24 protein-coding genes are annotated in these 22032 nt (G+C 50.0%); 18 read left to right on the top strand and 6 right to left on the bottom strand.

Annotation, left to right across the window (positions count from 1 at the left end; all coding sequences use genetic code 11):
- Nucleotides 1-20 precede the first annotated feature (20 nt).
- The 4 genes from slmA to coaBC form a co-directional block, all read right to left on the bottom strand.
- Nucleotides 21-635, bottom strand: coding sequence for a nucleoid occlusion factor SlmA (gene slmA / locus ACGHTT_RS19450; protein WP_390592669.1), 615 nt, complete (start codon nucleotides 633-635; stop codon nucleotides 21-23).
- A 114-nt stretch (nucleotides 636-749) separates the two neighbouring features.
- Nucleotides 750-1655 carry an acetylglutamate kinase gene (argB, locus tag ACGHTT_RS19445; RefSeq protein WP_390592668.1) on the bottom strand — a complete coding sequence of 302 codons (906 nt, stop codon included), beginning with the start codon at nucleotides 1653-1655 and terminating at the stop codon, nucleotides 750-752.
- Between the two features lie 85 nt (nucleotides 1656-1740).
- Complete coding sequence (locus tag ACGHTT_RS19440; protein WP_390592667.1) at nucleotides 1741-4164, bottom strand: phosphomannomutase/phosphoglucomutase; 2424 nt, start codon at nucleotides 4162-4164, stop codon at nucleotides 1741-1743.
- Between the two features lie 48 nt (nucleotides 4165-4212).
- Nucleotides 4213-5409 carry a bifunctional phosphopantothenoylcysteine decarboxylase/phosphopantothenate--cysteine ligase CoaBC gene (gene coaBC / locus ACGHTT_RS19435; protein WP_390592666.1) on the bottom strand — a complete coding sequence of 399 codons (1197 nt, stop codon included), beginning with the start codon at nucleotides 5407-5409 and terminating at the stop codon, nucleotides 4213-4215.
- 120 nt (nucleotides 5410-5529) lie between these two features.
- Between coaBC and radC the strand changes: the two genes are divergently transcribed.
- From radC to ACGHTT_RS19365, 14 genes are all read left to right on the top strand, one after another.
- Complete coding sequence (gene radC / locus ACGHTT_RS19430; RefSeq protein WP_390592665.1) at nucleotides 5530-6204, top strand: DNA repair protein RadC; 675 nt, start codon at nucleotides 5530-5532, stop codon at nucleotides 6202-6204.
- 88 nt (nucleotides 6205-6292) lie between these two features.
- Entirely contained in the window at nucleotides 6293-7216 is a 924-nt protein-coding gene (locus tag ACGHTT_RS19425; RefSeq protein ID WP_390592664.1) for a mitochondrial fission ELM1 family protein, read from the top strand.
- On the top strand, nucleotides 7213-8316 hold the full coding sequence (locus tag ACGHTT_RS19420) for a glycosyltransferase family 4 protein (RefSeq protein WP_390592663.1): 1104 nt from the start codon (nucleotides 7213-7215) through the stop codon (nucleotides 8314-8316). The genes ACGHTT_RS19425 and ACGHTT_RS19420 overlap by 4 nt, the downstream gene beginning before the upstream one ends.
- A gap of 49 nt (nucleotides 8317-8365) precedes the next feature.
- Nucleotides 8366-9406 carry a glycosyltransferase gene (locus tag ACGHTT_RS19415; protein WP_390592662.1) on the top strand — a complete coding sequence of 347 codons (1041 nt, stop codon included), beginning with the start codon at nucleotides 8366-8368 and terminating at the stop codon, nucleotides 9404-9406.
- 28 nt (nucleotides 9407-9434) lie between these two features.
- On the top strand, nucleotides 9435-10151 hold the full coding sequence (locus ACGHTT_RS19410; protein ID WP_390592661.1) for a YrbL family protein: 717 nt from the start codon (nucleotides 9435-9437) through the stop codon (nucleotides 10149-10151).
- Nucleotides 10151-11185 (top strand): glycosyltransferase, encoded by a 1035-nt coding sequence (locus tag ACGHTT_RS19405; protein ID WP_390592660.1) that lies wholly within the window; start codon nucleotides 10151-10153, stop codon nucleotides 11183-11185. The genes ACGHTT_RS19410 and ACGHTT_RS19405 overlap by 1 nt, the downstream gene beginning before the upstream one ends.
- A gap of 1 nt (nucleotide 11186) precedes the next feature.
- On the top strand, nucleotides 11187-12020 hold the full coding sequence (locus tag ACGHTT_RS19400) for a glycosyltransferase family 25 protein (RefSeq protein WP_390592659.1): 834 nt from the start codon (nucleotides 11187-11189) through the stop codon (nucleotides 12018-12020).
- 35 nt (nucleotides 12021-12055) lie between these two features.
- Complete coding sequence (locus ACGHTT_RS19395) at nucleotides 12056-13015, top strand: glycosyltransferase family 2 protein (protein ID WP_390592658.1); 960 nt, start codon at nucleotides 12056-12058, stop codon at nucleotides 13013-13015.
- Between the two features lie 40 nt (nucleotides 13016-13055).
- The gene (locus ACGHTT_RS19390) at nucleotides 13056-14363 is read left to right on the top strand and encodes an O-antigen ligase family protein (protein ID WP_390592657.1); all 1308 of its coding nucleotides are present in this window, start codon (nucleotides 13056-13058) and stop codon (nucleotides 14361-14363) included.
- 182 nt (nucleotides 14364-14545) lie between these two features.
- The gene (gene rpmB, locus ACGHTT_RS19385) at nucleotides 14546-14782 is read left to right on the top strand and encodes a 50S ribosomal protein L28 (RefSeq protein WP_290260041.1); all 237 of its coding nucleotides are present in this window, start codon (nucleotides 14546-14548) and stop codon (nucleotides 14780-14782) included.
- Nucleotides 14783-14801: 19 nt separating this feature from the next.
- Nucleotides 14802-14957, top strand: a complete 156-nt coding sequence (gene rpmG, locus ACGHTT_RS19380; RefSeq protein ID WP_290260040.1) for a 50S ribosomal protein L33 — start codon at nucleotides 14802-14804, stop codon at nucleotides 14955-14957.
- 62 nt (nucleotides 14958-15019) lie between these two features.
- Nucleotides 15020-15709 (top strand): tRNA (N6-threonylcarbamoyladenosine(37)-N6)-methyltransferase TrmO, encoded by a 690-nt coding sequence (gene tsaA / locus ACGHTT_RS19375; RefSeq protein ID WP_390592656.1) that lies wholly within the window; start codon nucleotides 15020-15022, stop codon nucleotides 15707-15709.
- A gap of 20 nt (nucleotides 15710-15729) precedes the next feature.
- Nucleotides 15730-16545: a bifunctional DNA-formamidopyrimidine glycosylase/DNA-(apurinic or apyrimidinic site) lyase gene (gene mutM, locus ACGHTT_RS19370; RefSeq protein WP_390592654.1), complete on the top strand. Its 816-nt coding sequence runs from the start codon at nucleotides 15730-15732 to the stop codon at nucleotides 16543-16545.
- Nucleotides 16546-16671: 126 nt separating this feature from the next.
- A complete protein-coding gene (locus ACGHTT_RS19365; RefSeq protein WP_290260035.1) occupies nucleotides 16672-16989 on the top strand; it encodes a hypothetical protein in 318 nt (105 codons plus the stop codon).
- Nucleotides 16990-16992: 3 nt separating this feature from the next.
- Here the strand turns inward: ACGHTT_RS19365 and coaD are convergent, their stop codons facing one another.
- Nucleotides 16993-17484: a pantetheine-phosphate adenylyltransferase gene (gene coaD, locus ACGHTT_RS19360; RefSeq protein ID WP_390592653.1), complete on the bottom strand. Its 492-nt coding sequence runs from the start codon at nucleotides 17482-17484 to the stop codon at nucleotides 16993-16995.
- 63 nt (nucleotides 17485-17547) lie between these two features.
- A complete protein-coding gene (rsmD, locus tag ACGHTT_RS19355) occupies nucleotides 17548-18126 on the bottom strand; it encodes a 16S rRNA (guanine(966)-N(2))-methyltransferase RsmD (protein WP_390592652.1) in 579 nt (192 codons plus the stop codon).
- 116 nt (nucleotides 18127-18242) lie between these two features.
- Between rsmD and ftsY the strand changes: the two genes are divergently transcribed.
- The 4 genes from ftsY (at nucleotide 18243) to rpoH (ending at nucleotide 21963) form a co-directional block, all read left to right on the top strand.
- On the top strand, nucleotides 18243-19292 hold the full coding sequence (ftsY, locus tag ACGHTT_RS19350; RefSeq protein ID WP_390592651.1) for a signal recognition particle-docking protein FtsY: 1050 nt from the start codon (nucleotides 18243-18245) through the stop codon (nucleotides 19290-19292).
- Nucleotides 19292-19981, top strand: coding sequence for a cell division ATP-binding protein FtsE (gene ftsE / locus ACGHTT_RS19345; RefSeq protein WP_390592649.1), 690 nt, complete (start codon nucleotides 19292-19294; stop codon nucleotides 19979-19981). The genes ftsY and ftsE overlap by 1 nt, the downstream gene beginning before the upstream one ends.
- The gene (ftsX, locus tag ACGHTT_RS19340; protein ID WP_390592648.1) at nucleotides 19974-21008 is read left to right on the top strand and encodes a permease-like cell division protein FtsX; all 1035 of its coding nucleotides are present in this window, start codon (nucleotides 19974-19976) and stop codon (nucleotides 21006-21008) included. Before ftsE ends, ftsX begins: the two co-directional genes overlap by 8 nt.
- 100 nt (nucleotides 21009-21108) lie before the next feature.
- Nucleotides 21109-21963 carry an RNA polymerase sigma factor RpoH gene (gene rpoH / locus ACGHTT_RS19335; RefSeq protein WP_390592647.1) on the top strand — a complete coding sequence of 285 codons (855 nt, stop codon included), beginning with the start codon at nucleotides 21109-21111 and terminating at the stop codon, nucleotides 21961-21963.
- The last annotated feature ends 69 nt before the right edge of the window (nucleotides 21964-22032 follow it).

Here is a 22032-nt window from a genome sequence, read left to right as displayed (position 1 = left end):
TCTCGCGGCCTTTGTTACATTTAATTCAATTGGGCGACCGGTTCGTAGAAAAAGTCTTGCATGAGTACTGGCCACTGCTCAGCCCAAAATTCGGTCGGCTTACGCTTAAAGCCAGATCGAACAAATTGAGCGATACGCCCTTCCGCTGTCGCCATTAATAAACCCGCGGCAGCGGTCAAAGGTAGTTTAGGGCGCAGGCCTTCGCGAATTTCCGCCTCGCGTAATATTTGCTTAATTTGTGTTTCTATACGCTCAAACAGTTGTTGTACGCGAGTGTGCAAGCGCTCAGTTTCACCGGTTAGCGCATCGCCCGTTAAAATACGGGTGATGCCTGGATTGCGCTCCGTGAAGGTGAGCAATAGGAAAAATATTTTTTGACATCGAGCTTCGGCGGCGTCCGCGTCGCTGAGTATCAGGCCAATTCTGGAAAACAGCGTTTCTTCAATAAACTCAATTAAACCTTCAAACATCTTCGATTTACTGGGGAAGTGTCGGTAAAGAGCTGCTTCTGATACGCCTACTTCTTTTGCCAATGCCGCTGTGGTAATGCGGGCTCCTGGGCTGGTTTCCAACATGTGCGCCAGAGATTCTAAAATCTGTTGGCGCCGGGATACCTTGGTAGACGAGTTTGTCATAAGACCTTCGGAATTCTTTGATCAGATGTAACCGCTTATCCTAGCTACATTGACGGTATGCTTCAACGAAAAAAATCGGTTTGGTGCTGAGTCAAACCGATTTTAGCGTAAAATCTATTCAGATTTTGCGTTGGTAATTTTGGTGCCAACACCAGTATCGGTGAAAATTTCAAGTAGAACTGCGTGGTCAACACGACCGTCAACAATGTGTGCTGAGGTGACACCTGATTTAACGGCATCAAGGGCACAGGAAATTTTTGGCAACATGCCACCGTAAATAGTCCCATCTGCAATCAAATCATCGACTTGTTGGGTGGATAGACCGGTGAGTACCTCTCCCTGCTTATCAAGCAATCCCGCAACATTTGTTAACAGCATTAGCTTTTCCGCTTGCAGAACCTCAGCGATTTTTCCGGCGACTAAATCGGCATTAATGTTGTATGCCGAGCCGTCGGCACCAACACCAACGGGCGCGATCACAGGAATGAAATTGCTGTTAGTTAACATGTCGATCACTTCAGTGTTAATTGCAGCTACCTCGCCGACATGGCCGATATCGACAATTTCGGATGCATTCATACCGGGTGTCTTTCGCGTTACTGTCATTTTACGCGCGCGAATGAGTTTGCCGTCTTTCCCCGTCAAGCCAATAGCTTTGCCGCCATTGCGATTGATTAAGCTGACAATTTGTTTGTTGACCGAGCCGCCTAAGACCATCTCAACGACATCCATGGTGGCGCTATCGGTAACGCGCATACCGTCCACAAACTCTGATTTAATACTGAGCTTTTCCAGTAGTTGCCCGATCTGAGGCCCGCCGCCATGAACAACGACAGGGTTTAGACCCACAAGTTTCATTAATACGATATCGCGAGCAAAACTATTTTGTAGTGCTTCGTCGACCATGGCATTGCCGCCAAATTTAACCACGATCGTCTTACCGGTAAAGCGTTGAATATAGGGCAGTGACTCAGTAAGTACCTTTGCGATTTGCATCGCGTTGTCGCGTGATAGTGACATGTTTAACCTCTGTGACTAGTATTTTTATCGGTGTCTATATTGAACAGAATGTTAATTTGAAATTGAAAATTATGCTCGCTCAATGTTAAAAATCTAACGCCAGTGAAGGATCAATTTTAGCAATTTCCCGTTTAAATAACCCTTTTAATTGTTCAATGGTTTCTTCGCTATCGGCCTCGAATCTCAGTGTCAGTGCCGGCGTGGTATTCGATGCTCGGACTAGCCCCCAGCCTTTGGCAAAATCTACCCTAAGGCCGTCGATAGTGGTGATTTTGCCACTTTGAAAGTTGCCATCGGCAATAAGTTTATTAATAAGTACAAATTTCTTGTCTTCGGCATAGGGCAGAAGAATTTCGGGGGTACTTGGCAGCACCGGAAAAGCTTCAAAAATACTATCGATATCTTGATCGCGTAGCGTCATTATTTCTAACAGTCGGGCCGTTGCGTACAGTGCGTCGTCGAAGCCGAACCACCGATCCTTGATGAAAATGTGGCCCGATAGTTCTCCGCCTAGTAAAGCGCCTGTTTCCAACATTTTTTGTTTCATATTCGAGTGGCCGGTTTTCCACATGATCGGCCGGCCACCATAACTGGTAATCAAACTGTTCAATTGGCGCGTGCTTTTAACGTCGAATAATACATCTGCCCCCGGGTTGCGTGAGACAATATCTTTGGCAAACAACATGAGTAGACGATCGGGCCATATGATCTGGCCTTTGGGCGTTACAATGGTTAAGCGGTCGCCGTCGCCGTCGAAGGCAACTCCTAAATCAGCGCCGGAGCTTTTCACCTTTGCGATCAGCGCGTTGAGGTTTTCGGGTCGACTTGGGTCGGGTTGGTGATTGGGGAAGCGACCATCTACCTCACAGAAAAGTGGTTCGACCTCACAACCTAATTCCTCAAAAAGTTGAGGGGCAATTACGCTGGTTGCACCATTGGCCGCGTCTATGACTAATTTAACATCGCCAGCGAGCGCCACATCGGAAAAAATTCGGTCGATATAATCTGCGCACACATCTTCTATCTGCTCGACGCCGCTGCCAGTTCTAAATTGTGCCCGTTGTATTCTGGTATAAATGGCGTTAATAGCATCGGCTGTCAGTGTGTTGCCGTTGAGCACCATTTTAAAGCCATTGTATTCGCCAGAATTATGGCTTGCGGTTACTACAATGCCGCTTTTGGTACTGCCAATGGTGGCGCAAGCAAAGTAAAGTACGGGCGAGGGCACAAGCCCTATATTGATGACATTACAGCCGGTGCTCAGAATACCATTAATTAAATTGATGCTAAGTTCTTCGCTGTGCACGCGGCCGTCGCGGCCAACGAGTAAGGTAGACTCTCCTAGTTCAATTGCTTCTGAGCCTAACGCTTTGCCTAAGGTTTCCGCAAACGCGGGCGTTAGTTGCTCGCCCACGACACCGCGAATATCGTAGGCGCGGAAAATCTTTTTCAGCGCGCTATTATCCTCGGGGTCGTCTACTGCAACTTGCGTTGACTTTTTTTCCGCCGATTGGGCGAGAGATTTTTCTTTACTGCCCAACAGTTTTTTATCTTCTTCTTTTACTTCGACGTCGAGAGCGCCTTTTTCCTGTGAGGGCTTGGCAGTCATCATAGCCTTCTCGCGGGCTTTATGCGCCTTCTGAACCGCTTGGTGTGCAATTAGTTTTCGCGATGCGAATGCGCTCGTGAAAACGAGCGCTAAGAAAACGACAATACAGCCGCCGAGAAATGGAATGGGACTGATAGCAGCGCGTTTCATGAGTGCGTAAGAAGGTATAAATTCCACTTGCCAATTGCTACCTGGTATATCTTCGGTCAGTGTTAACTCGGATTCGCCCACACCAGAGCTCAAAAAAGTACTGCTCACCGATTTTCCAAAAACTTGTTTAACCGTGGTCTGGCCAAGCTGCTGATCTTGGTTTTTCAGCAGTTCCCTCAAGGCCTCTGTACCTAGGGTAACTAGCATGGTGCCTAAGGCTGGGCTGGCGGGGTCTGTGGGGAGTCCTGTGGCAATCTGAATGAACCACTCGCTATCAATACGAACGGCTTCTGGTAGTAGTGTTTGGCGCGATTCTGCTGTAAAGATTAAATCCATTTGCACGAAGTTGATGGGAAATTGGGCGTCTTGATTAAGATCGGCACTGCCGCGTGGGAAAAAGTCGATGTGCTTAACGCCCTGGATGCTTTTATCAACGGCACGGCGATAATCTGCGATGACGTTTTCATCTTGATAGGCAACTGCCGTTGCCAATGTATCTCTCTCGCCAAATTGGGCCACGTCTACCTGAAGCGACTTGATCCATTGCTCAACGGCACCCACGCGTTTTTTGAGTTCGACGTCGGCCAATGTTCTTAGTGTGTTAGCTTCAGATTGCACGACGAATTGCTGAAACCCAACCCAACCCAGGATTGCTGTCAGCAACAGAGAGGCGAGCGTAAAAATCAAAAAATAGGGCGTTTGCTTGGGTTTTTTTGGGCTTGCTGATTTCGGCTTTTGCTCTGCAGACACCTTCGATTCCTTGTGTATCTATAAATGGGTCAAATTTGCGTTAGTTGGCTACCGGTAGGCAATCGCAATTCGTCGAACTAGCTCTAGTGCTAATTGATATTTACTGCGCGGTTCTAAGTACTCTTCACTTGCTGCCGAAATTAAGGTTACGGCATTGTCGTCGCTGTTAAAGCCTATGTCATGACGGGACACGTCGTTGGCAATGACTAAATCTAAGCGTTTCTTAATCAGTTTGTTTCTGGCGTAGTCGACGATATTTTCTGTTTCAGCCGCAAACCCCACCATAAACGGTTTATGTGTACCGGCAGCAATGGTGGCAATAATATCTGGGTTTTGCACCAAGGTCAGTGTCGTTGAGGCGCTATCAGAGCCCTGCTTTTTAATTTTTTGCGCGGCGATGGTCTCAGGGCGATAATCGGCGACAGCGGCGGCACCGATAAATATATCGGCCTTGCAAGCCAGAGCGGCTTCGAGCATATCCTGTGCGCTAACGACGTCGATACGCTCGACATTGGCTGGACAGCTAAGGCGTGTAGGCCCGCTAATCAGCCGCGTGCGTGCGCCAGCTTCTGCACAGGCTTGGGCCAGCGCGTAGCCCATTTTACCGGAACTGTGGTTGCTGATGTAGCGCACGGGATCTATCGCTTCGCGCGTTGGCCCTGCGGTAATAACGACGTCCAATCCGCTGAGCAGGCCCGAGCTGAAGCACTCGCTCAGTTGCGTTGCCAAAGCTGTTGGCTCCGACATGCGCCCAAGGCCAGTATCACCGCACGCTTGGCTACCGCTGTCGGGGCCAAACACCTTTGCGCCGCGTTCGATTAGCTGGGCTAAATTGTCTTGTGTTGCGGCATGACTCCACATGCCTTGGTTCATCGCTGGCGCTAAGGCTAACGGCGCTCGGCAGGCAAGTGCGATGGTGGTGAGCAGGTCGTTGCCTTGGCCCTGAGCTAGGCGGGCGATCAGGTCTGCGGTACAGGGGGCGATGAAAAGAATATCGGCCCAGCGCGCCAGCTCAATGTGACCCATACCCGCCTCGGCCTCTGGGTCTAATAATTCCGTGTAAACCGGGTTGCCCGACAGTGCTTGCAGCGTAAGTGGTGTAATAAATTCCTGAGCTGCGGGAGTCATGACCACGCGTACATGGGCACCGAGATCTTTGAGCCGACGAATGAGTTCAGCGCTTTTATAGGCAGCAATGCCGCCACTGACGCCCAGCAGTACATGTTTATTGATTAGGCTTGACATAGCACCTGTTGCTGGCAAGGTTTGAGTAAGGGGCTAAGATACCATTGTCGGCGTGACTATCGTAGTCGATGCACGCCCAGCGTGTGAAATCTCGCCATAAAAAAGATCAAGGAGGATCGAATGGCCATTAATCATTGGCCTGCGGGTGAACGCCCAAGGGAAAAATTATTGGCACAGGGTTCCGCGGTGCTATCGGATGCAGAGCTGCTAGCCATTTTTCTACGCACTGGGGTGGCGGGTTTAACGGCCGTGGATTTGGCGCGCGACCTGCTGACAAAGTTTGGCGGCTTGCGGCCGCTGCTAGACGCAAGTCGGGATGATTTTGTTCAGGGCAAAGGCTTGGGCGACGCGAAATTTGCCCAACTTCAAGCCGTTCTCGAGATGTCGCGTCGGCATCTGCAGGCGGAATTGAGGCGCGGCGATATGTTAACCAGCCCGGATTTGGTTGCGCGTTTCTTACAAGCGCAGCTGCGCCATAGAGACCGAGAAGTGTTTGCGTTGCTGTTGTTGGATGCCCAACATAGGTTAATTGAATTTGTGCATCTATTCGAAGGCACCTTAGATGGCGCCTCTGTGTATCCAAGAGACGTGGTGAAGTGCGCCCTGCTCAAAGCGGCTGCTGCGGTTATTTTGGTGCACAATCACCCCTCCGGTGTCGCTGAACCTAGCCAGGCCGATATTGCAATCACCCGCCGGCTAAAAGACGCCCTAGCGTTGGTAGATATTCGGGTGTTGGATCATTTGATCGTGGGTGATGGTTATTGCGCTTCTCTAGCAGAGCGAGGTTTGGTTTAGCGCAAGGCTTGCAGCCACTTAGGCGCTGCCCCTAAAATGTGCACTCTTGTCACAATTATTGGCGGCCCGCCAAGCCTTTGGAGGCTGAGTGAGTAAAAAACCGCCGATTGTTTGGTTGTTAACGGATCAAAAGCCTGGCCACTTAAATCAATTGCGCGGCTTAGCTCAGCAGCTTGAAGCCAAAGTAAGTGCACAGAGCCATGTTATCGATATTACCTCGACAGCGTTAAGTTTTTATTCTGTATGGCGTGGTGTAAACCTTGCGCCACGTTTGCCTGTACCGGATATGGTCATCGCAGCGGGGTCGGGTACGCAGAGGGCGCTATTGGCGACAAAGCGCTGTTTTGCCAAGCCTAGCGTGTTATTGATGCGGCCGAATTTCCCCTATGCATGGCTAGACGCCGCAATTGTGCCGGCGCATGACAATCCGCCGTTACGCGCCAACATACTGGTCACTCAAGGGGTGCTTAATGCTGTGCAACCGAGTGCGGAGCGGAGCGAGGCATGTGCGGGAGCCATACTTATTGGGGGCCCGTCTAAGCACTATGGTTGGGATGATGCTGGACTGGTTGCGCAGGTTAAAACCTTATGTGAAGAATCGCACCATCGAACCTGGGTGCTGTCGGATTCCCGTCGCACACCGGAGCACTTCTTGAGCCTGTTAGCGGATCAAAATATCGTCAATTTAACCTGTTTCTCATATCGAGAAACCGAAGCTCAATGGTTGTCAGAGACCTTGGCGCTGAGTTCCCCCGTGTGGGTTACGCCCGATAGCGTATCGATGGTTTATGAGGCGTTAACCTCTGGCGCGGCAACGGGGTTATTCGCGCTACCGGGCGGGCGGCCGGGGCGTGTTACGCAGGGGTTGGATAAGTTGGTGAGCGCTAATCGATTGGTATCGTTTGCGAACCGGCAGCGCATATCGACCGTTGCAGCGGCAGATGGGTTTTGCGAGGCGGAGCGCGCGGCAGCGTGGCTTGTAGAGCGCTTTTTGAAGGACTTTATGGTATGAAGGTGTTGCAGGTTTTACCCAATCTAAACAGCGGTGGGGTTGAGCGCGGTACGGTGGAGTTCGCTCGCGAACTGGTGCGCCAAGGTCATGAGTCAATCGTGATGTCTAATGGCGGCCGCCTGGTGGCGCAGCTAGAAAGTGAGGGCTCTAGCCATATCCAGCTGCCAGTACACCGCAAGTCTTTGTGGTCATTGCGTTTAGTCAGGCCGGTGCGAAAACTATTGCAAGAGTTAAAGCCCGATATTATTCACGTGCGTTCTCGAGCGCCAGCATGGATTATCTGGCTGGCGTGGCGCAAGTTGCCAGCAGCCAGCAGGCCTCGTTTAGTGAGTACTTTTCACGGCCTCTATTCGGTCAATTTTTATTCCGCTGTGATGGCCAAGGCCGAGCACATCATCGCCATTTCTCAGTGTGTAGAAAAATATATCAAGCAGCATTATTGCCAAGATGAGCAGCGGATAACCGTGATACCACGCGGCGTAGATGTGGCCGCATTTGCTGCGGGTGCTCCACCTGACGCTTGGTCAAAAGAACTCTACCGCCAATACCCGCAGCTGCGTGAAAAACACATCATTCTCATGCCTGGTCGTTTGAGTCGCTGGAAAGGGCAAGAAACATTTTTGACCATGATGCAGCAAATAATAGCGCAAAATCCGCGCTGCCATGGGGTTATTGTGGGTGATGCAGAGCCGAAAAAAGTCCATTATCGACGCGAGCTGGAGGCGATGGCAACTGAGTTACAGCTAGACGAAGGCGTTACGTTCGTCGGCCATCGGTCTGACATTGCTGAGTTTTATCGATTGGCAGATATTGTTTGCCATATGTCCAGTCAGCCCGAACCCTTTGGCCGCACGCTGACAGAAGCGCTGGCGACGAATACGCCGGTGGTGGCCTTTGATCGCGGCGGTGCCTCGGAGTCCCTATCAGCCTGTTTTCCGGCAGGCTTGGTGCCAGCAGATGATGTGCAAGGCTTTGCTGAAAAAGTGCTGAGTTTGCTGGGGGCGGAGGTGGATATTAAAGTGCAGCCAGAATTTCACATGCAGCATCAGATCGAGGCCACGATCTCGGTCTACCAGCGATTGCTGGCAGTAACACCTTAGGGCGCAGTGGTATACTGCGCCGCGCTTATCAACCAAGATTGGAATACCCATGAGAGTAGTTCACATAGCCTACCAACAATTACGCCGCTACGGTAAATCCCGAGTAAGCTGGGCCCGTAAATTGACCCATGGCTTGATTAAGCAAGATCATTTTGTCGAAGTGTTCAGTGATCGCGATATAGCCGCTTTTGAAGCGCCATTCGGTATTCGCGATCTCGGTATTGGCAAGGCTAATAAGCGCGTGTTGGAAACTATTGCAGCGGTAGAGCCCGATCTTGTCATTGCTGGTCACTGCGACATGATTAGTAATGACACCTTGAAAGAAATCAAACGCCAAAATCCGAATGTGATCATAGCCCACTGCAACAATGATCCGTTATTTGTGCCGTCGAATGTTGAGCGTATTAAGCATAGGGCGGAAGTTGTGGATGCTATTTTTATATCTACTGGCCGTCCCGAGTTAAAGATATTTGAAGGCATTGGTGCTCGGGTTTATCACATGCCTAACCCGGTAGATCCTGCCATCGAAAATTTGAATAACAGCAGTAAAACCGATCTACCTATTGATCTTCTTTTTTGTAGCAACAGTACTGATTTTACCAAGCGCTTGGCGATGGTGAAGTGGCTAAAAGATGAACTAGGCACTGATTGTAAATTTAAAACGTTCGGTAGCTTTGGCGAGCCGCCTGTATGGGGGCGGGACTATGATCGCGCTCTAGCAAATACAAAAATGGGTTTAAATTTCAATCGTCAAGAAGGTGATTATTGGTATTCGTCGGCGCGTATGGCGCAGTTAGCGGGGAATGGCATATTGCAATTCACCCATCAGGCCAACAAGTTTGACGAACTCATGCCGGCAGAATCTCTGGTGTATTTTGATCAGCAAGAGGATCTACTGGCGAGTATTCGTGATTTTCAAAATGATGATGCAAAACGTCAACATTGGGCTGGTAATGCGCGCAGTTTTTTCCACACAGAAATGAATAATAAGCTCTATGCACAATATATTGTAGAGGCTTCTTTAGGCATTGCTTTTAGTCACGATTATGTTTGGGCGCGCGATATTCATCTCGATGGATCAATGAAATGATTACTGTTGGAATCATGAGAGTGAATGCGTGACGAAACTCATCGTGTTATCTGAGGAGCGGCCATTTGCCCAGGGTGGTAATCGCTTGTGTTTTGTGCATCCAGAAAATCCCAATCTTTGTATCAAAGTACGTAGGCCTGATTTTAGTTTGGCAGACCGACGACGTAAAAAAGGTTTCCCAAAAAATCTGAAGCCACTGTCGAGCTTTGATGACAATCAAGAAGAATGGCGTGTCATGCAGTCGTTTGAAAAGCATCTCGATGCTGATGCTTTTAAATTGCTGAGTCGCTGTTATGGCTTTGTTGAAACAGATATGGGCTTGGGTTTAGTTTCCGATTTAATTCGTGACGATCTAGGTACTATTTCCGAAACCTTAAAAAAATGTATTTGGGATAATGGTATTAACGAAGATATTAGCACGGCAGTAAAGTCTTTTGCTGAGCAGTGGCAGCGCTACTCAATTCCCTCGCGTGATCTTTTACTCCACAATATCGTGGTGCAAAAACACGAGGGAAAAATTAAGCGTTTAGTCGTTATCGATGGTCTAGGCAGCGCCGGTATTGTGCCTTTTTATTGGTTGACGACGAAATCATTGGCTAACAAAGCGCGCCGGAAAACGGCTAATTTATATGAGCGTATAGATGCGCTATTGGACCAAAGAGGCCAAGATAAATTCCCCGGTTATCACGGCTTGCTGTTGCACACAGGTCATACAGATTCATCGAATAATGGAGGCGCACACTGATGCGAGTGGCCCAGATTTTAGCCGGTGCCCCGCAAGGTGGCGCCGAAAATATGTACGTCAGGTTAGTTAAAGGCCTTAATACATGTGAGCAATTACAGCAGAAAGCCTTTTTGCGAAATCATGAACATCGAGTTAATGATTTACGCGCTGCTGGCGTTGATGCTGAAGGCTTTCGCTTTGGTGGCCCGTTAAACCTAATCGACAGAATCAGCTATATCCGAGCCTTGAAGAAATTTGATCCAGATTTGGTCATGACGTGGATGAACCGTGCCAGTGGCTCCACACCTTCTGGAAAATATATTTTAACTAGTCGCTTAGGGCACTACTACGACCTGAAATACTATCGCCATGCAGATTATTGGGTGGGTATTTCGAAGGGCATTTGTAATCATTTAGTCAACGGTGGAATGCCTGCAAATCGAGTTTTTCAAATTCCAAATTTCGCCGATGAAACACCAGTTACCCCGATTTCGCGTGCGAGCTTTGACACCCCGCCGGATCAGCCTATCATTCTTGCCGCTGGCCGATTACACGTTAATAAAGCCTTTGATACCTTATTAAAGGCTTTGCAGCATATTCCCGCTGCAACCCTTTGGCTGGCCGGTGCTGGTCCTGAGGAGGCGTCATTAAAAACATTATGTGAAGATTTGGGTTTAACCAATCGAGTACGGTTTTTGGGGTGGCGATCGGATGTTACGACCTTAATGGCCTCAGTTGATTTGTTTGTCTGCCCTTCGCGCTACGAGGGTTTGGGCTCTATTGTAATGGAATCATGGGCACACCAGTGCCTGATAGTTGCGACAAATTCAGAGGGGCCTGGCGAAGTTATTGAGCACGGGGTCACAGGGTTAGTTACGCCTGTGGATGAAGTCTTGCCCTTGGCGGCGGCAGTGAATGAAATGCTCAATAATCCTGAACAAAGAGCGGAGATTGTAGCTAAGGCCTTTGCTCATTATCAGGCCCATTATGCCCGCGAGATAATTGTTCAGCAGTACAGCCAGTTGTACAGCGATTTGGTTGCGAGGGGCAAATAAAATGATGGCGGAAAGTAAAAAGGTTTTGCCCTGTTGGATTATTACCTTGCACCCCGATGGAGACGGTGTTCAGCGCTTACTGGAAAATCTTTCTGCGCAAGGTATTGAGGCCGAACTATTCCCCGGCGTCGATGGCCGTCATGCGATGCCGGCGCTGGATGCTGATGAATTTTTAGATGTACAAAAATCCAGGCTCCGGCATCTTTGCGACATGACGAATTCAGAGGTTGGTTGTTATTTATCGCATTTGCGCGCCATCAAAAAGGCTTATGCGCTGGGTTGTGAAAAACTCTGTTTATTGGAAGACGATGTAGAGGTGGAGCCAGAATTCGGACGCGCGCTGCGCGAGATAAATACTTTCACGGAAGACTTCGAGTTCGTTCGATTGATGGCTTTGCGAGTGCGTAAACGTAAGATTGTTCGAGACATGTTACAAGGCAGTCACCGGTTGACTCGGCCAGAACGAGGCGTGTTAGGTGCGCAAGGTTATGTGGTTAATCGAAATGCGATGGCAAAAATAATTCAGCATGCCAGTAATATTTTTGAACCAATTGATAAGGTTTATGATCACTACTGGGAGTTTGGTCTTCACCAATACTGTGTGGAGCCTCATTTGTTATGGGAGCGGCCGCATCCATCGTCGATTCTAAAGTCGAATGTTAAGCGCGCTCGGGTAGGTTTTTTTTACTACCTCATGCGGCCCTTCGTTAAAGGTTTGCTTAGCAAAAAGCGTAATGATTATTTAACGGCCTATTCAGGAGCGCTGTATCCAGCTGAGCTACCTTCTGAAAAGCCGGGCAAAACAGCCCGTATGAAAATGCCTAAAGTGAAGTAATTAGCGTGACACATTTATCACAGGGTGTACCAAAATTGACAGAGAATCAGCCGCAGGATAGTTTCGGCGATCAAATTGATGCGCGCATTAATATTTGTATTTGTACTTGTAGAAGAGCGGAGTTATTAAAAAGATGCTTGGCTAGTATCGCTGTAGTGAATGTGCCTGACCGAGTGCAAATTTATGTATCGATTATCGATAATGATAATGCACAAAGCGCAGCGGATTATATCGCGATACTAAAGAAGGATTACCCCTTTGCACTGCACTATCAGCACGTAGCATCCAGCGGTATTCCTTATGCGCGCAACCGAGCCATAGACGTTACCTTAGAGCTAAAGTGCGATTACTTGGTGTTTATCGATGATGATGAATGGGTAGAGCCTGAATGGTTGGATGTATTGTACGGATATAGTCGAAAAGTTGGCGGTGAGGCTATTGTTTCTGGCCACGTTATTCAGGAGTTGCCCGACAATGTGTCCGAAACAGTGGCGCGATTTTTTATCAAACGAGAGCGAGGTACTGGCACGGCGTTAAGTGCTTGTGCAACAAATAACGTACTAATACCTGTTTTTGTTATGGCGGATCTTGGGCTTCGATTTGTTGAGGATAATCCGCACATGGGCGGTGAAGATACAATTTTTTTCACCCTGGCCTCGCAAAAAGGAGTGCCAATCTATAAGTGTGCGGAAGCTATAGTGCACGAGGTAATACCCGAAAGTAAGGCTAACATGGCATGGTTATCACGACGAAAATTCCGTGTTGGTATAATATCTGCGTGGCGCAAGAAAAAATATGGGCGAAGTCGTTTGATAATTTGTTTAAATGGCGTGCTTATGGTTATTCTTGCCTTTGGGTTTTCAGCCTTGCTAGCTATTGCGTTGCAGCGTGAGCTGAGGAATAAATACTGGCTGAAGATGTGCAAATACCTTGGCGTTGTAGCAGGCGTATTTGGCGCCAGTATGGATGATTATAGAGTGATTCATGGCGAGTAAATATAATCTCGGGTATTAGGTATTAGGTAAATCGTTGTATATGGACATTAATATTCGCTTGTTGGTGAAGGATCACTTTCTCAATCAAATGTGGCTTGTTGGTTGGTTGCTGGTAGCATTGGTTGGCTATACGGTGTTATCGATTTTCTCGGATAACTTGGCAAAGCCATTTATCGACTTGATATTGTTAGCCGCGTTGGTCGCATTTTTCTTTGCCCCAAAGCCAGTAACATCTAGCCCGGCAATCTATATTTTTGTATTTGCCTTAGCGGCGGCATTGCTTACTTGGGCATTGATGTTGCTACAGCATGCAGATATTGCTGAAAGCTCTCCGCAAGTTCATAAGCTGACCTATTGGTTCTTTCTCATCCCCATTGCCTTCGCATGCGGTGGCGATCGGCGCAAGGTTATCGGCATTTGGTTGATTGCGGGTGTTGCCTTGGTGTTCACGCCGTGGGTGAAAGGGATTGGAGTCACTGCGATTGTAAATGGGATCACGGGCTCGCGAACGGATTTAAACCTGCTTAACGCCCAACATGCGGCCATGTATTTTGCTGTATTGGCGCTTGGCGCGGTTGCGGTGTTACCGCGTCTGCTAGCGCTTAAGAACCTGCGTTGGCTCGCGGTTGGGGCTTGCTTGCTTGTGCTTGTTTACGCCTTGGTGGCAGTTATTATTACGCAGACGCGCGCTGTCTGGCTCGGTTTATCCATCGCACTAATAGTTCAGATGGCTGTATCGCTACGGGTTACTAGCGCCAGTTGGCGGCGGGTGACGAGGTTAGTGGCCATGGTAGTCATTCCTTTAATCATCGTATTGGCTACGAATTGGCAGCTGATACAGCAGCGCGTTATAGCAGAGAGCGATTCTATTGCCGCCCTATGGGCTGATGATGCAATCGCTTTCGACAGTGCCGGTATTCGACTGCATTTTTGGCGTGAGTCATTGCATTGGATAGCCGAGCGGCCGTTAGTGGGCTGGGGAGTGGAGGGTAAAAAAATGGTGATTCAGCAGGCTGACTCCTTCCCTGAGGCGATAAAGAAGCAGGATTTATCGCACCTACATAACTCGTTTTTGGATGCCTTGGTTAATTTTGGTCTATTGGGCTTGGCTGCAATAGTCGCGCTTTGGGCTTATCTGGTTCGGGCGTGTGTGCAACTCTGGCGTAATGGACATATTTCTAACGATTTGTTGGTGTTCTATCTGTCCTTTTTAGCGTTATGGTTTGTAATAAACTGTTTTGAGTCTTATATGCAATTCGCCAGTGGTCGGTTTGTGTTCGCATTGATTAGCGGCGGTATGCTGAGTTTGGTGTGGCGCACCAGACTATTACCGGGTAAGTCGGCGTAACGGTTGAAATATTAACCATTTTGGCGCTTTTGGTTGCTATCAATGGGTGCTTCTGGTATAAAACGCGGCTCTTTCTGGTGGGGCATCTACGGTTGCTCTCCGGGTGGCCCCCGATACACAGATTTCTTGCAACCTCTGATCCATTTGGTGGGTCGAGAACGATTTACAGACGAGGCAATACGATGTCCAAGGTATGTCAGGTTACTGGTAAGCGTCCAGTTACCGGTAACAATGTTTCCCACGCGAAAAACCACACCAAGCGTCGTTTTTTGCCAAATCTTCACTCACACCGCTTCTGGGTTGAGTCTGAGAAGCGCTTTGTTAAGTTGCGTGTATCTGCTAAAGGCATGCGCATCATCGACAAGCGTGGCATCGACCTAGTGCTGACTGACCTGCGCGCGCGCGGCGAAGCCGTTTAATTTAGCTGGAGCAAATACCATGCGTGATTTAATTCGATTGAACTCAAGTGCCGGTACTGGTCATTTTTATACAACTGACAAGAACAAGCGCACCATGCCTGAGAAAATGGAGATCAAGAAATATGATCCCGTTGTTCGCAAGCACGTGGTTTATAAGGAAGGCAAGATCAAGTAATTGATCCTTGCACCTTGAAAAAGCCCGGTACGACCGGGCTTTTTCGTATCTGGCCCGCCGCTATGCATACACTGCAAACTATTGGAATCGTGCACTCCTGTTTTAAGGAGAAGTTTGGCGTGCCGCGCCAGCCGGCCTTGGCGCCGTCGGCTTGCGCCTGCTTAGAATTGCTGCCGCCATACAATCAGGCCGATGCTGTTCAGGGTTTGGAGAGTGTCAGTCATATTTGGCTGCAGTTTATTTTTCATCAAAGCCCAGAGTCAAAAAGCCCCAAGGTTAGGCCGCCGCGCTTGGGTGGCAATCAACGTATTGGCGTCTTCGCAAGTCGATCACCGGTGCGGCCAAATGCCCTAGGTTTGTCGGTGGTGAAATTGGATCGCGTCGAGATCGATGGCGCCAAGGTGCTGCTTTGGCTTTCGGGTGTGGATCTGGTCGACGGGACGCCGGTGGTAGATATCAAGCCTTACCTGCCCTACGTCGATAGTGTCCCTGCTGCGCGTAACTTGCTTGCGCCAGCGGCGCCCGAGCCCATCGGTGTTGGTTTTGCCGAGGGTGTTTCTATCAGCCCAGTGCTGGCGCAGCTGATTGTTGAAGTCTTGGGTCAAGATCCTCGCCCTGCATATCAAACCCCAGAGCCAAACCGTATTTATGGTATGCACCTGCTCGATTTCAACGTCCAATGGCGCTATTTAGCGTCTGATGCTTGTACTTGGTCGATCGAGGTTATCGGTTTGCAAGCGAAGCGAAACTGATGCGGAACTAAGGAGTTCAGATGCCGGAATTACCTGAGGTTGAAACAACCCGCCGAGGCATTGAGCCGCATACTCGGGGCAAAAAAGTTAAAGCGCTACTGGTGCGCAATCCTTCGCTGCGCTGGCCCATTCCACCTGAATTGGCCGAGCTGATAACCGGTAAAACCCTGCGTTCTGTGACCCGCCGCGGTAAATACTTACTGTTTGAGTTCACGCTGGGGCACGTGTTGGTGCATCTCGGCATGTCGGGTAGCTTACGGGTTATTTCGACGCAAGAGCCCCCTGGATTGCACGACCATGTGGATTTGCAGTTTAGCGATGGCATCGGTCTGCGCTATACCGACCCGCGGCGCTTTGGTTGCTGGTTATGGGCTGAGGGGGATGTGTTGGCGCACAAGCTGTTGGCGGCTTTGGGACCAGAGCCTCTGTCTGATGATTTTACCGCTGACTATTTATATCAGCGGTCGCGCGGTAAGAAGCAAAACTTAAAAACGTTCATTATGGATAGCCACGTTGTCGTAGGGGTAGGCAACATCTACGCTAATGAAGCGCTGTTCATGGCTAAGTTACGACCGCGCCGCGCCGCTGGCAGCTTAACCTTGGCAAAAGCTCGTGTATTAGTCGAACACATAAAAGCTGTGCTTGCTAAGGCTATTGAGCAGGGCGGCACGACGCTGAAGGACTTCGTCGGTGGCGACGGCAAACCGGGCTACTTTCAGCAGAAGTTACTCGTTTATGGGCGCGGTGGCCTGCCTTGTCGGGTCTGTCACACTCCGCTGAAAGAAGTTCGCGTAAGTAATCGTGCCACGGTATATTGTGCCAATTGCCAGTGCTAGCTACACTGCACATTAGCATTCGACGCTAAGCCACTGATGGCTTTATACTTTATGTACAATGCGTAAAGTCCGGTACTTGCCCAAGTAGTAATGGCATACTCAGGACGATAACTGAGGAGACTCGCTGTGAATCTGAAAAAATTGAGCGTTAGAGCCGTTGCTTTAACCACTTGTTTAGCCATGTCTAGTTTTGCGCTTGCTAAAGACGGTGAGTTGGAAGATCCATCAGCGGCCGCTATGGCGTTAGATTTGGTAATTGTACGCCCAGTGATGCTGGGTGTTACGGTATTAGGCACAGCGGCGTTTCTCGTTGCCCTGCCCTTCTCTGCTGCTGGCGGCAACGTTAAGCAGTCGGCTCAGACGTTAGTGGTTGGGCCTGGCGAGACGACATTCGTGCGCTGCTTGGGTTGTACCACGCCTGGCTATCAGCACGACGTCGAGTAATACCTACTTTACGCTATTTTTCTTATAGCGTTCGATGAGTGCATCCTTAACCAAGGGGTGCACGAATTTACTGACATCCCCGCCCAGCGAGGCGATTTCGCGTACCAGTGATGAAGAGATGTAAGACAGGTGCTCGGAGGGCGTGAGAAAAAGGCTTTCCATTTCCGGCATTAGGGCGCGATTCATATTGGCCAATTGAAATTCATATTCGAAGTCAGAGACGGCCCGCAGCCCACGCAGCACGCCTTGCGCTTGTTTCTGCTTTACCAAATCCGCCAGCAAAATATCAAAACCACAAATTTCAATATTCGGTAGGTGCCCGAGAACCTTGTGCGCCAGTGCAACGCGTTCCTCAAGGGTGAATAGCGGATTCTTCTTGGTGCTTGCAGCAATGGCAATGATGACTTTATCGAACAGGCGGCAAGCCCTTTCAACCAAGTCGATATGACCATTGGTCAGCGGGTCGAAAGTGCCGGGGTAAACTACAGTGCGCATTCAGTCACCAAATATTAAGGGGGCGTAATTCAGCTGCGGATAGTATCAAGCTGAGGGCGTTTCTTAAAGTAAGCGATAAAGACGGAAGCACACCTCGCCCGCGACCTTTTCTCGACTCAGGCTCCAGTGAGCGGGGGTTGCCAATAGCAAATTTTTGGGGCTTTCAACGTAGATCAGCGCTTGGGTAGATAGGCAACCCGGTCGACTCAATAATTCAATGGCCTGTTGCCATAAGTGTTGGGCGAAGGGTGGGTCGAGAAAGACCAAGTCAAACATTTGGTCTGTCTGCGCCAACCACGCCAGGCTGTCGACATTTAAGATGTCGGCGCTTTGTGCTTTCAGCAGGCTGCAGTTGTGTTGCAATTGTCGATAGGCCTGCCGGTTGAGTTCTAGGAATGTGCAGCTTCCGGCGCCGCGGGAAAGCGCCTCAAGGCCTAATGCGCCGGAACCGGCAAACATATCCAAGCAGCGAGCATCGGCGACATCCGCTTGCAGCCAGTTGAACAGCGTCTCGCGGATTCTATCGCCTGTGGGCCTGAGGCCGTCCGGGCTGGGGAAGCTGAGTTTTCGCCCGCGCCATTGGCCGCCGATGAGTCGTAACTGGCCGCCCTGGTGAGTAGCAGAGGCTTGGCGGTTTTTCATGCAATGGGTCAACTCAATTTTCGCTGGGAGTGGTAGGATAGCGCTCTTTCTATGGAATCAGGCAGCGCGCCCCAGATTGCGTGCGCATTTTAACGTCATTTAGTCAGTGAGTATCGATGTTTTCCAAGTTGTTTAAGAAAAAAGAGCAGCCGGCTGCACCCAGTACTGAGTCGGCTGAGCAGGCAGTTGCGTCTGCAGCAACACTGCAACCGGCTGACAAACCTAGCTTGTTTGCTCGAATAAGGGCGGGGCTCAGTCGCACACGCAGTCAATTTGCCGAGGGGATTGGCAATCTGTTTTTGGGTAAAAAAGCCATCGATGACGAGTTGCTCGAGGATTTGGAGTCGCAATTGCTGGTTGCTGATGTTGGCATAGAGGCCACCACAGACATTATAGAATCCTTGACCGACAGTGTTGCTCGCAAGCAATTAAAAGACCCACAAGCGCTGCTGGCTTTGTTGCGCGAGGCGCTTGGTGAGCTGTTGCTGCCGGTGGAAAAACCGTTAATTATCGATAGCCAAAAGAAACCCTATGTAATTCTTGTGGTGGGCGTTAACGGCGTGGGGAAAACCACCACCATTGGCAAATTGGCGAAGCGTTTTTTAAACGATGGTAAAAAGGTCATGTTGGCCGCTGGCGATACCTTTCGAGCCGCCGCGGTTGAGCAGCTGCAAGTTTGGGGTGAGCGCAATCAGGTACCGGTCGTGGCTCAGCACACGGGCGCCGATAGCGCCTCGGTTATTTTTGACGCCATAGCGTCGGCTCAGAAGAAAGAGATTGACGTCATCATTGCCGATACAGCGGGTCGCTTGCACAACAAGAGCAACTTGATGGAAGAGCTCGCCAAGGTGAAGCGGGTGATGGCCAAGCTGGATGTGACGGCGCCGCACGAAGTGCTTTTGGTGCTGGATGCTGGCACCGGCCAGAATGCCATTAGTCAGGCGCAGGAGTTTCATAAAGCCGCCGGTGTTACCGGTTTAGTGCTGACCAAGCTCGATGGCACGGCCAAAGGTGGTGTGATTTTCGCCCTGAGTAAAAAGCTCGGCTTACCGGTGCGCTTCATCGGTGTCGGCGAAGGCGTCGATGATTTGCAGCCCTTTGCGGCTAAACCCTTTATTGATGGCTTGTTTAACCACGACGCGGTACAGACCGAGCAGGCCGATTGATGATTCGCTTTGATCACGTTTCAAAGCGCTACAGCAATGGCTTTGAAGCACTGAAAAATTTAAATTTCTCCCTTGAAGCGGGTGAAATGGTGTTTCTTACTGGTCACTCAGGTGCCGGCAAAAGCACCTTGTTAAAGCTCATTATGGCGATGGAGCACCCAAGCCGCGGCCAAGTGTTCGTCAATGGCACCAATTTAACGCGCATGCACGATAGCCAAATACCCTACCACCGGCGCCAGGTTAGCGTGGTGTTTCAAAACCACCAACTGTTATTCGATCGCAGCGTGTTTGACAATGTCGCGCTGCCGCTGGTGATTGCCGGTTATGCTGCATCTGATGTGTCTAAGCGCGTGCGCGCGGCACTTGATAAGGTCGGTTTGCTGCACAAAGAAAACCGTTTGCCGCTGGAGCTGTCGGGCGGTGAACAGCAGCGGGTTGGCATTGCTCGGGCCGTCGTCAATAAGCCGAAAATCTTACTCGCCGATGAACCCACGGGTAACCTAGACCCAGAATTGTCGGCGGAAATTATGGATTTGTTTCGGCAATTCAACGAGGTGGGGGTCACCATGTTGATTGCCAGTCACGATATCGATTTGCTGAAGCGCCAAAATAAGCGCGTTTTAGCGCTCTCGGAAGGCGAGTTGCGCGCCGATATTGCGCCGGTTGACGCGGAGACTACCCATGTCTAGCCGAGTGCCTAAGCAGCCCGAGCCAAGGCGAATGTCCACCCGTAGAGAGCCTATTGCAGCGCGTCCCGCTAAAGCTGGTGCTCGGGTTAGCAAAACGAAGATTTCCGATAAGGCCGACGCTTGGCTGCAACACCATAAGCTCACCGCCATAGATAGCTTGATGCGCCTGTTGCGCGAGCCAGTGAAGTCTTGTCTAACAGTACTGATGCTGGGCATCTCGCTAGCCTTGCCCGCGCTCCTCTACGTGGCCTTGGCCAATGTCAGTCAGCTATCGGGCCAGTGGGCGAGTAGCAACCAGCTTTCCATTTACCTACAGCCAGGCGCGACAGAGACGGCAGCCCAGAGCCTAGCCAAAAAGCTTGAGCTAGCACCCGAAGTGGCGCAGGTGTCGGTGATTTCGCCCAACCAAGGCTTGAGTGAGTTTGCTGTGCAGAGTGGCATGGGTAATTTACTCGATGACTTAACCGACAATCCACTGCCTTGGGTGCTGTTGGTGCAGCCTCATAAGGCTGTGCTGGACGCTGAAACCTTGCAGCAACTGCGCGCCAGCTGGGCAGCTGATCCGGTGGTGAGTGATGTGCGTATCGATATGGCGTGGTTAGAGAGGCTTAACCATGTGATGCAGTTGGGGCAGCGCTTTGCTCTCGGCTTGGGTTTATTGCTCGGCATAGGTATGTTGTTGGCGATTGGCAATACACTGCGTTTGGCGATCGAGAACCGACGGGAAGAGATATTGGTTATTAAGCTTGTCGGAGGCACCGATGGCTTTGTGCGTCGGCCGTTTTTATACACGGGGCTCTGGTACGGGCTAGGCGGAGGCGTTTGCGCCTTGGTTTTGGTGGTTATTGGGCTAGTGTCTGTGGCGACGCCCGTTGCTAATTTAGCGCAAAGCTACAGCAGTCAATTCAGCTTGCAAGGGCTGGGCGTTGCCAACGGCTTGATACTGCTGACAATGGCCTTATTAATAGGTTTACTTGGCGCCTGGTTAGCGGTTGGCCGGCATTTGCGCGATATTCGCCCGCAATAGCGGTGACTGGAAAGTCAGCCGCGATAGGGAATTTTTCTGCGTGTTGGCAGTCAAATCCCGTAGTGCTACACTCACGCGGTAGTTTTTGGAGGTATTGCAATTGAGTAAAAGCTTACAACCTGTTGGTGTTTTAGCACCAGGTGCTAATCTTGGCGCTTACATTCAGGCCGTCAACGCCTTTTCCATTCTGTCCGCAGAGGAAGAAAAGCAACTGGCGGAAGAACTCTATTACCAAGAAAACCTCGAATCGGCCCGCCGACTCGTTATGGCCCATTTGCGTTTTGTGGTCCATATCGCCAAGTCTTACTCTGGCTACGGCTTACAAGAGTCTGATTTAATTCAAGAAGGTAATGTTGGCTTGATGAAAGCGGTAAAGCGCTTTAATCCAGAGCGCGGTGTGCGCTTGGTCAGCTTTGCCGTGCATTGGATCAAGGCCGAAATTCACGAATTTATCTTGCGCAACTGGCGCATCGTGAAGGTCGCCACCACCAAGGCACAACGCAAGTTATTTTTTAATTTACGCGGTTCTAAAAAGCGCCTTGCGTGGCTTTCGCACGCCGAAGCACAGGCGATTGCAAAAGACTTAGACGTCGATGTTAAGCACGTTTACGAAATGGAAGGCCGCCTTTCCGCCTATGATGCCGGTTTCGATGCCGGTGCGGACGATGACGACGACACAGCCTATCAAGCACCCGCTAATTACTTGGAAGACCACCGCTACGACCCAGCTCAGCAGTTAGAAGATGCTAACTGGGAAGAGTCGAACGTTAGCAGTTTAGAGCTGGCTCTCGATAAGCTTGATGAGCGCAGTCGCGACATCCTACAAAAGCGTTGGCTAAATGACGACAAAGCTACTTTGCACGATTTAGCTGATGTCTATGGTGTTTCTGCTGAACGCATTCGCCAGCTTGAAAAGAACGCCATGAAAAAAGTAAAAGCGATGATGGAAGCGTAATACTCGCTTTATTAACGCCAGAGCCGCGCTTAGTCGCGGCTTTCTTTTTTGCTGGTGTTTTAACAAGGT

The organism is Simiduia litorea, assembly GCF_042853465.1.
GTDB classification, from domain to species: Bacteria; Pseudomonadota; Gammaproteobacteria; order Pseudomonadales; family Cellvibrionaceae; genus Simiduia; species Simiduia litorea.
The sequence above is the reverse complement of the archived record's forward strand: the minus strand, read 5'-3'. Positions and strand labels throughout refer to the sequence as shown.

Excerpts from the sequence above, each read along its gene's own strand:
- slmA (WP_390592669.1), bottom strand. The coding sequence starts at position 635 with ATGACAAACTCGTCTACCAAGGTATCCCGGCGCCAACAGATTTTAGAA.
- argB (WP_390592668.1), bottom strand. The coding sequence starts at position 1,655 with ATGTCACTATCACGCGACAACGCGATGCAAATCGCAAAGGTACTTACT.
- coaBC (WP_390592666.1), bottom strand. The coding sequence starts at position 5,409 with ATGTCAAGCCTAATCAATAAACATGTACTGCTGGGCGTCAGTGGCGGC.
- radC (WP_390592665.1), top strand. The coding sequence starts at position 5,530 with ATGGCCATTAATCATTGGCCTGCGGGTGAACGCCCAAGGGAAAAATTA.
- ACGHTT_RS19420 (WP_390592663.1), top strand. The coding sequence starts at position 7,213 with ATGAAGGTGTTGCAGGTTTTACCCAATCTAAACAGCGGTGGGGTTGAG.
- ACGHTT_RS19415 (WP_390592662.1), top strand. The coding sequence starts at position 8,366 with ATGAGAGTAGTTCACATAGCCTACCAACAATTACGCCGCTACGGTAAA.
- ACGHTT_RS19405 (WP_390592660.1), top strand. The coding sequence starts at position 10,151 with ATGCGAGTGGCCCAGATTTTAGCCGGTGCCCCGCAAGGTGGCGCCGAA.
- ACGHTT_RS19400 (WP_390592659.1), top strand. The coding sequence starts at position 11,187 with ATGATGGCGGAAAGTAAAAAGGTTTTGCCCTGTTGGATTATTACCTTG.
- ACGHTT_RS19390 (WP_390592657.1), top strand. The coding sequence starts at position 13,056 with ATGGACATTAATATTCGCTTGTTGGTGAAGGATCACTTTCTCAATCAA.
- rpmB (WP_290260041.1), top strand. The coding sequence starts at position 14,546 with ATGTCCAAGGTATGTCAGGTTACTGGTAAGCGTCCAGTTACCGGTAAC.
- rpmG (WP_290260040.1), top strand. The coding sequence starts at position 14,802 with ATGCGTGATTTAATTCGATTGAACTCAAGTGCCGGTACTGGTCATTTT.
- tsaA (WP_390592656.1), top strand. The coding sequence starts at position 15,020 with ATGCATACACTGCAAACTATTGGAATCGTGCACTCCTGTTTTAAGGAG.
- mutM (WP_390592654.1), top strand. The coding sequence starts at position 15,730 with ATGCCGGAATTACCTGAGGTTGAAACAACCCGCCGAGGCATTGAGCCG.
- coaD (WP_390592653.1), bottom strand. The coding sequence starts at position 17,484 with ATGCGCACTGTAGTTTACCCCGGCACTTTCGACCCGCTGACCAATGGT.
- rsmD (WP_390592652.1), bottom strand. The coding sequence starts at position 18,126 with ATGAAAAACCGCCAAGCCTCTGCTACTCACCAGGGCGGCCAGTTACGA.
- ftsY (WP_390592651.1), top strand. The coding sequence starts at position 18,243 with ATGTTTTCCAAGTTGTTTAAGAAAAAAGAGCAGCCGGCTGCACCCAGT.
- ftsE (WP_390592649.1), top strand. The coding sequence starts at position 19,292 with ATGATTCGCTTTGATCACGTTTCAAAGCGCTACAGCAATGGCTTTGAA.
- ftsX (WP_390592648.1), top strand. The coding sequence starts at position 19,974 with ATGTCTAGCCGAGTGCCTAAGCAGCCCGAGCCAAGGCGAATGTCCACC.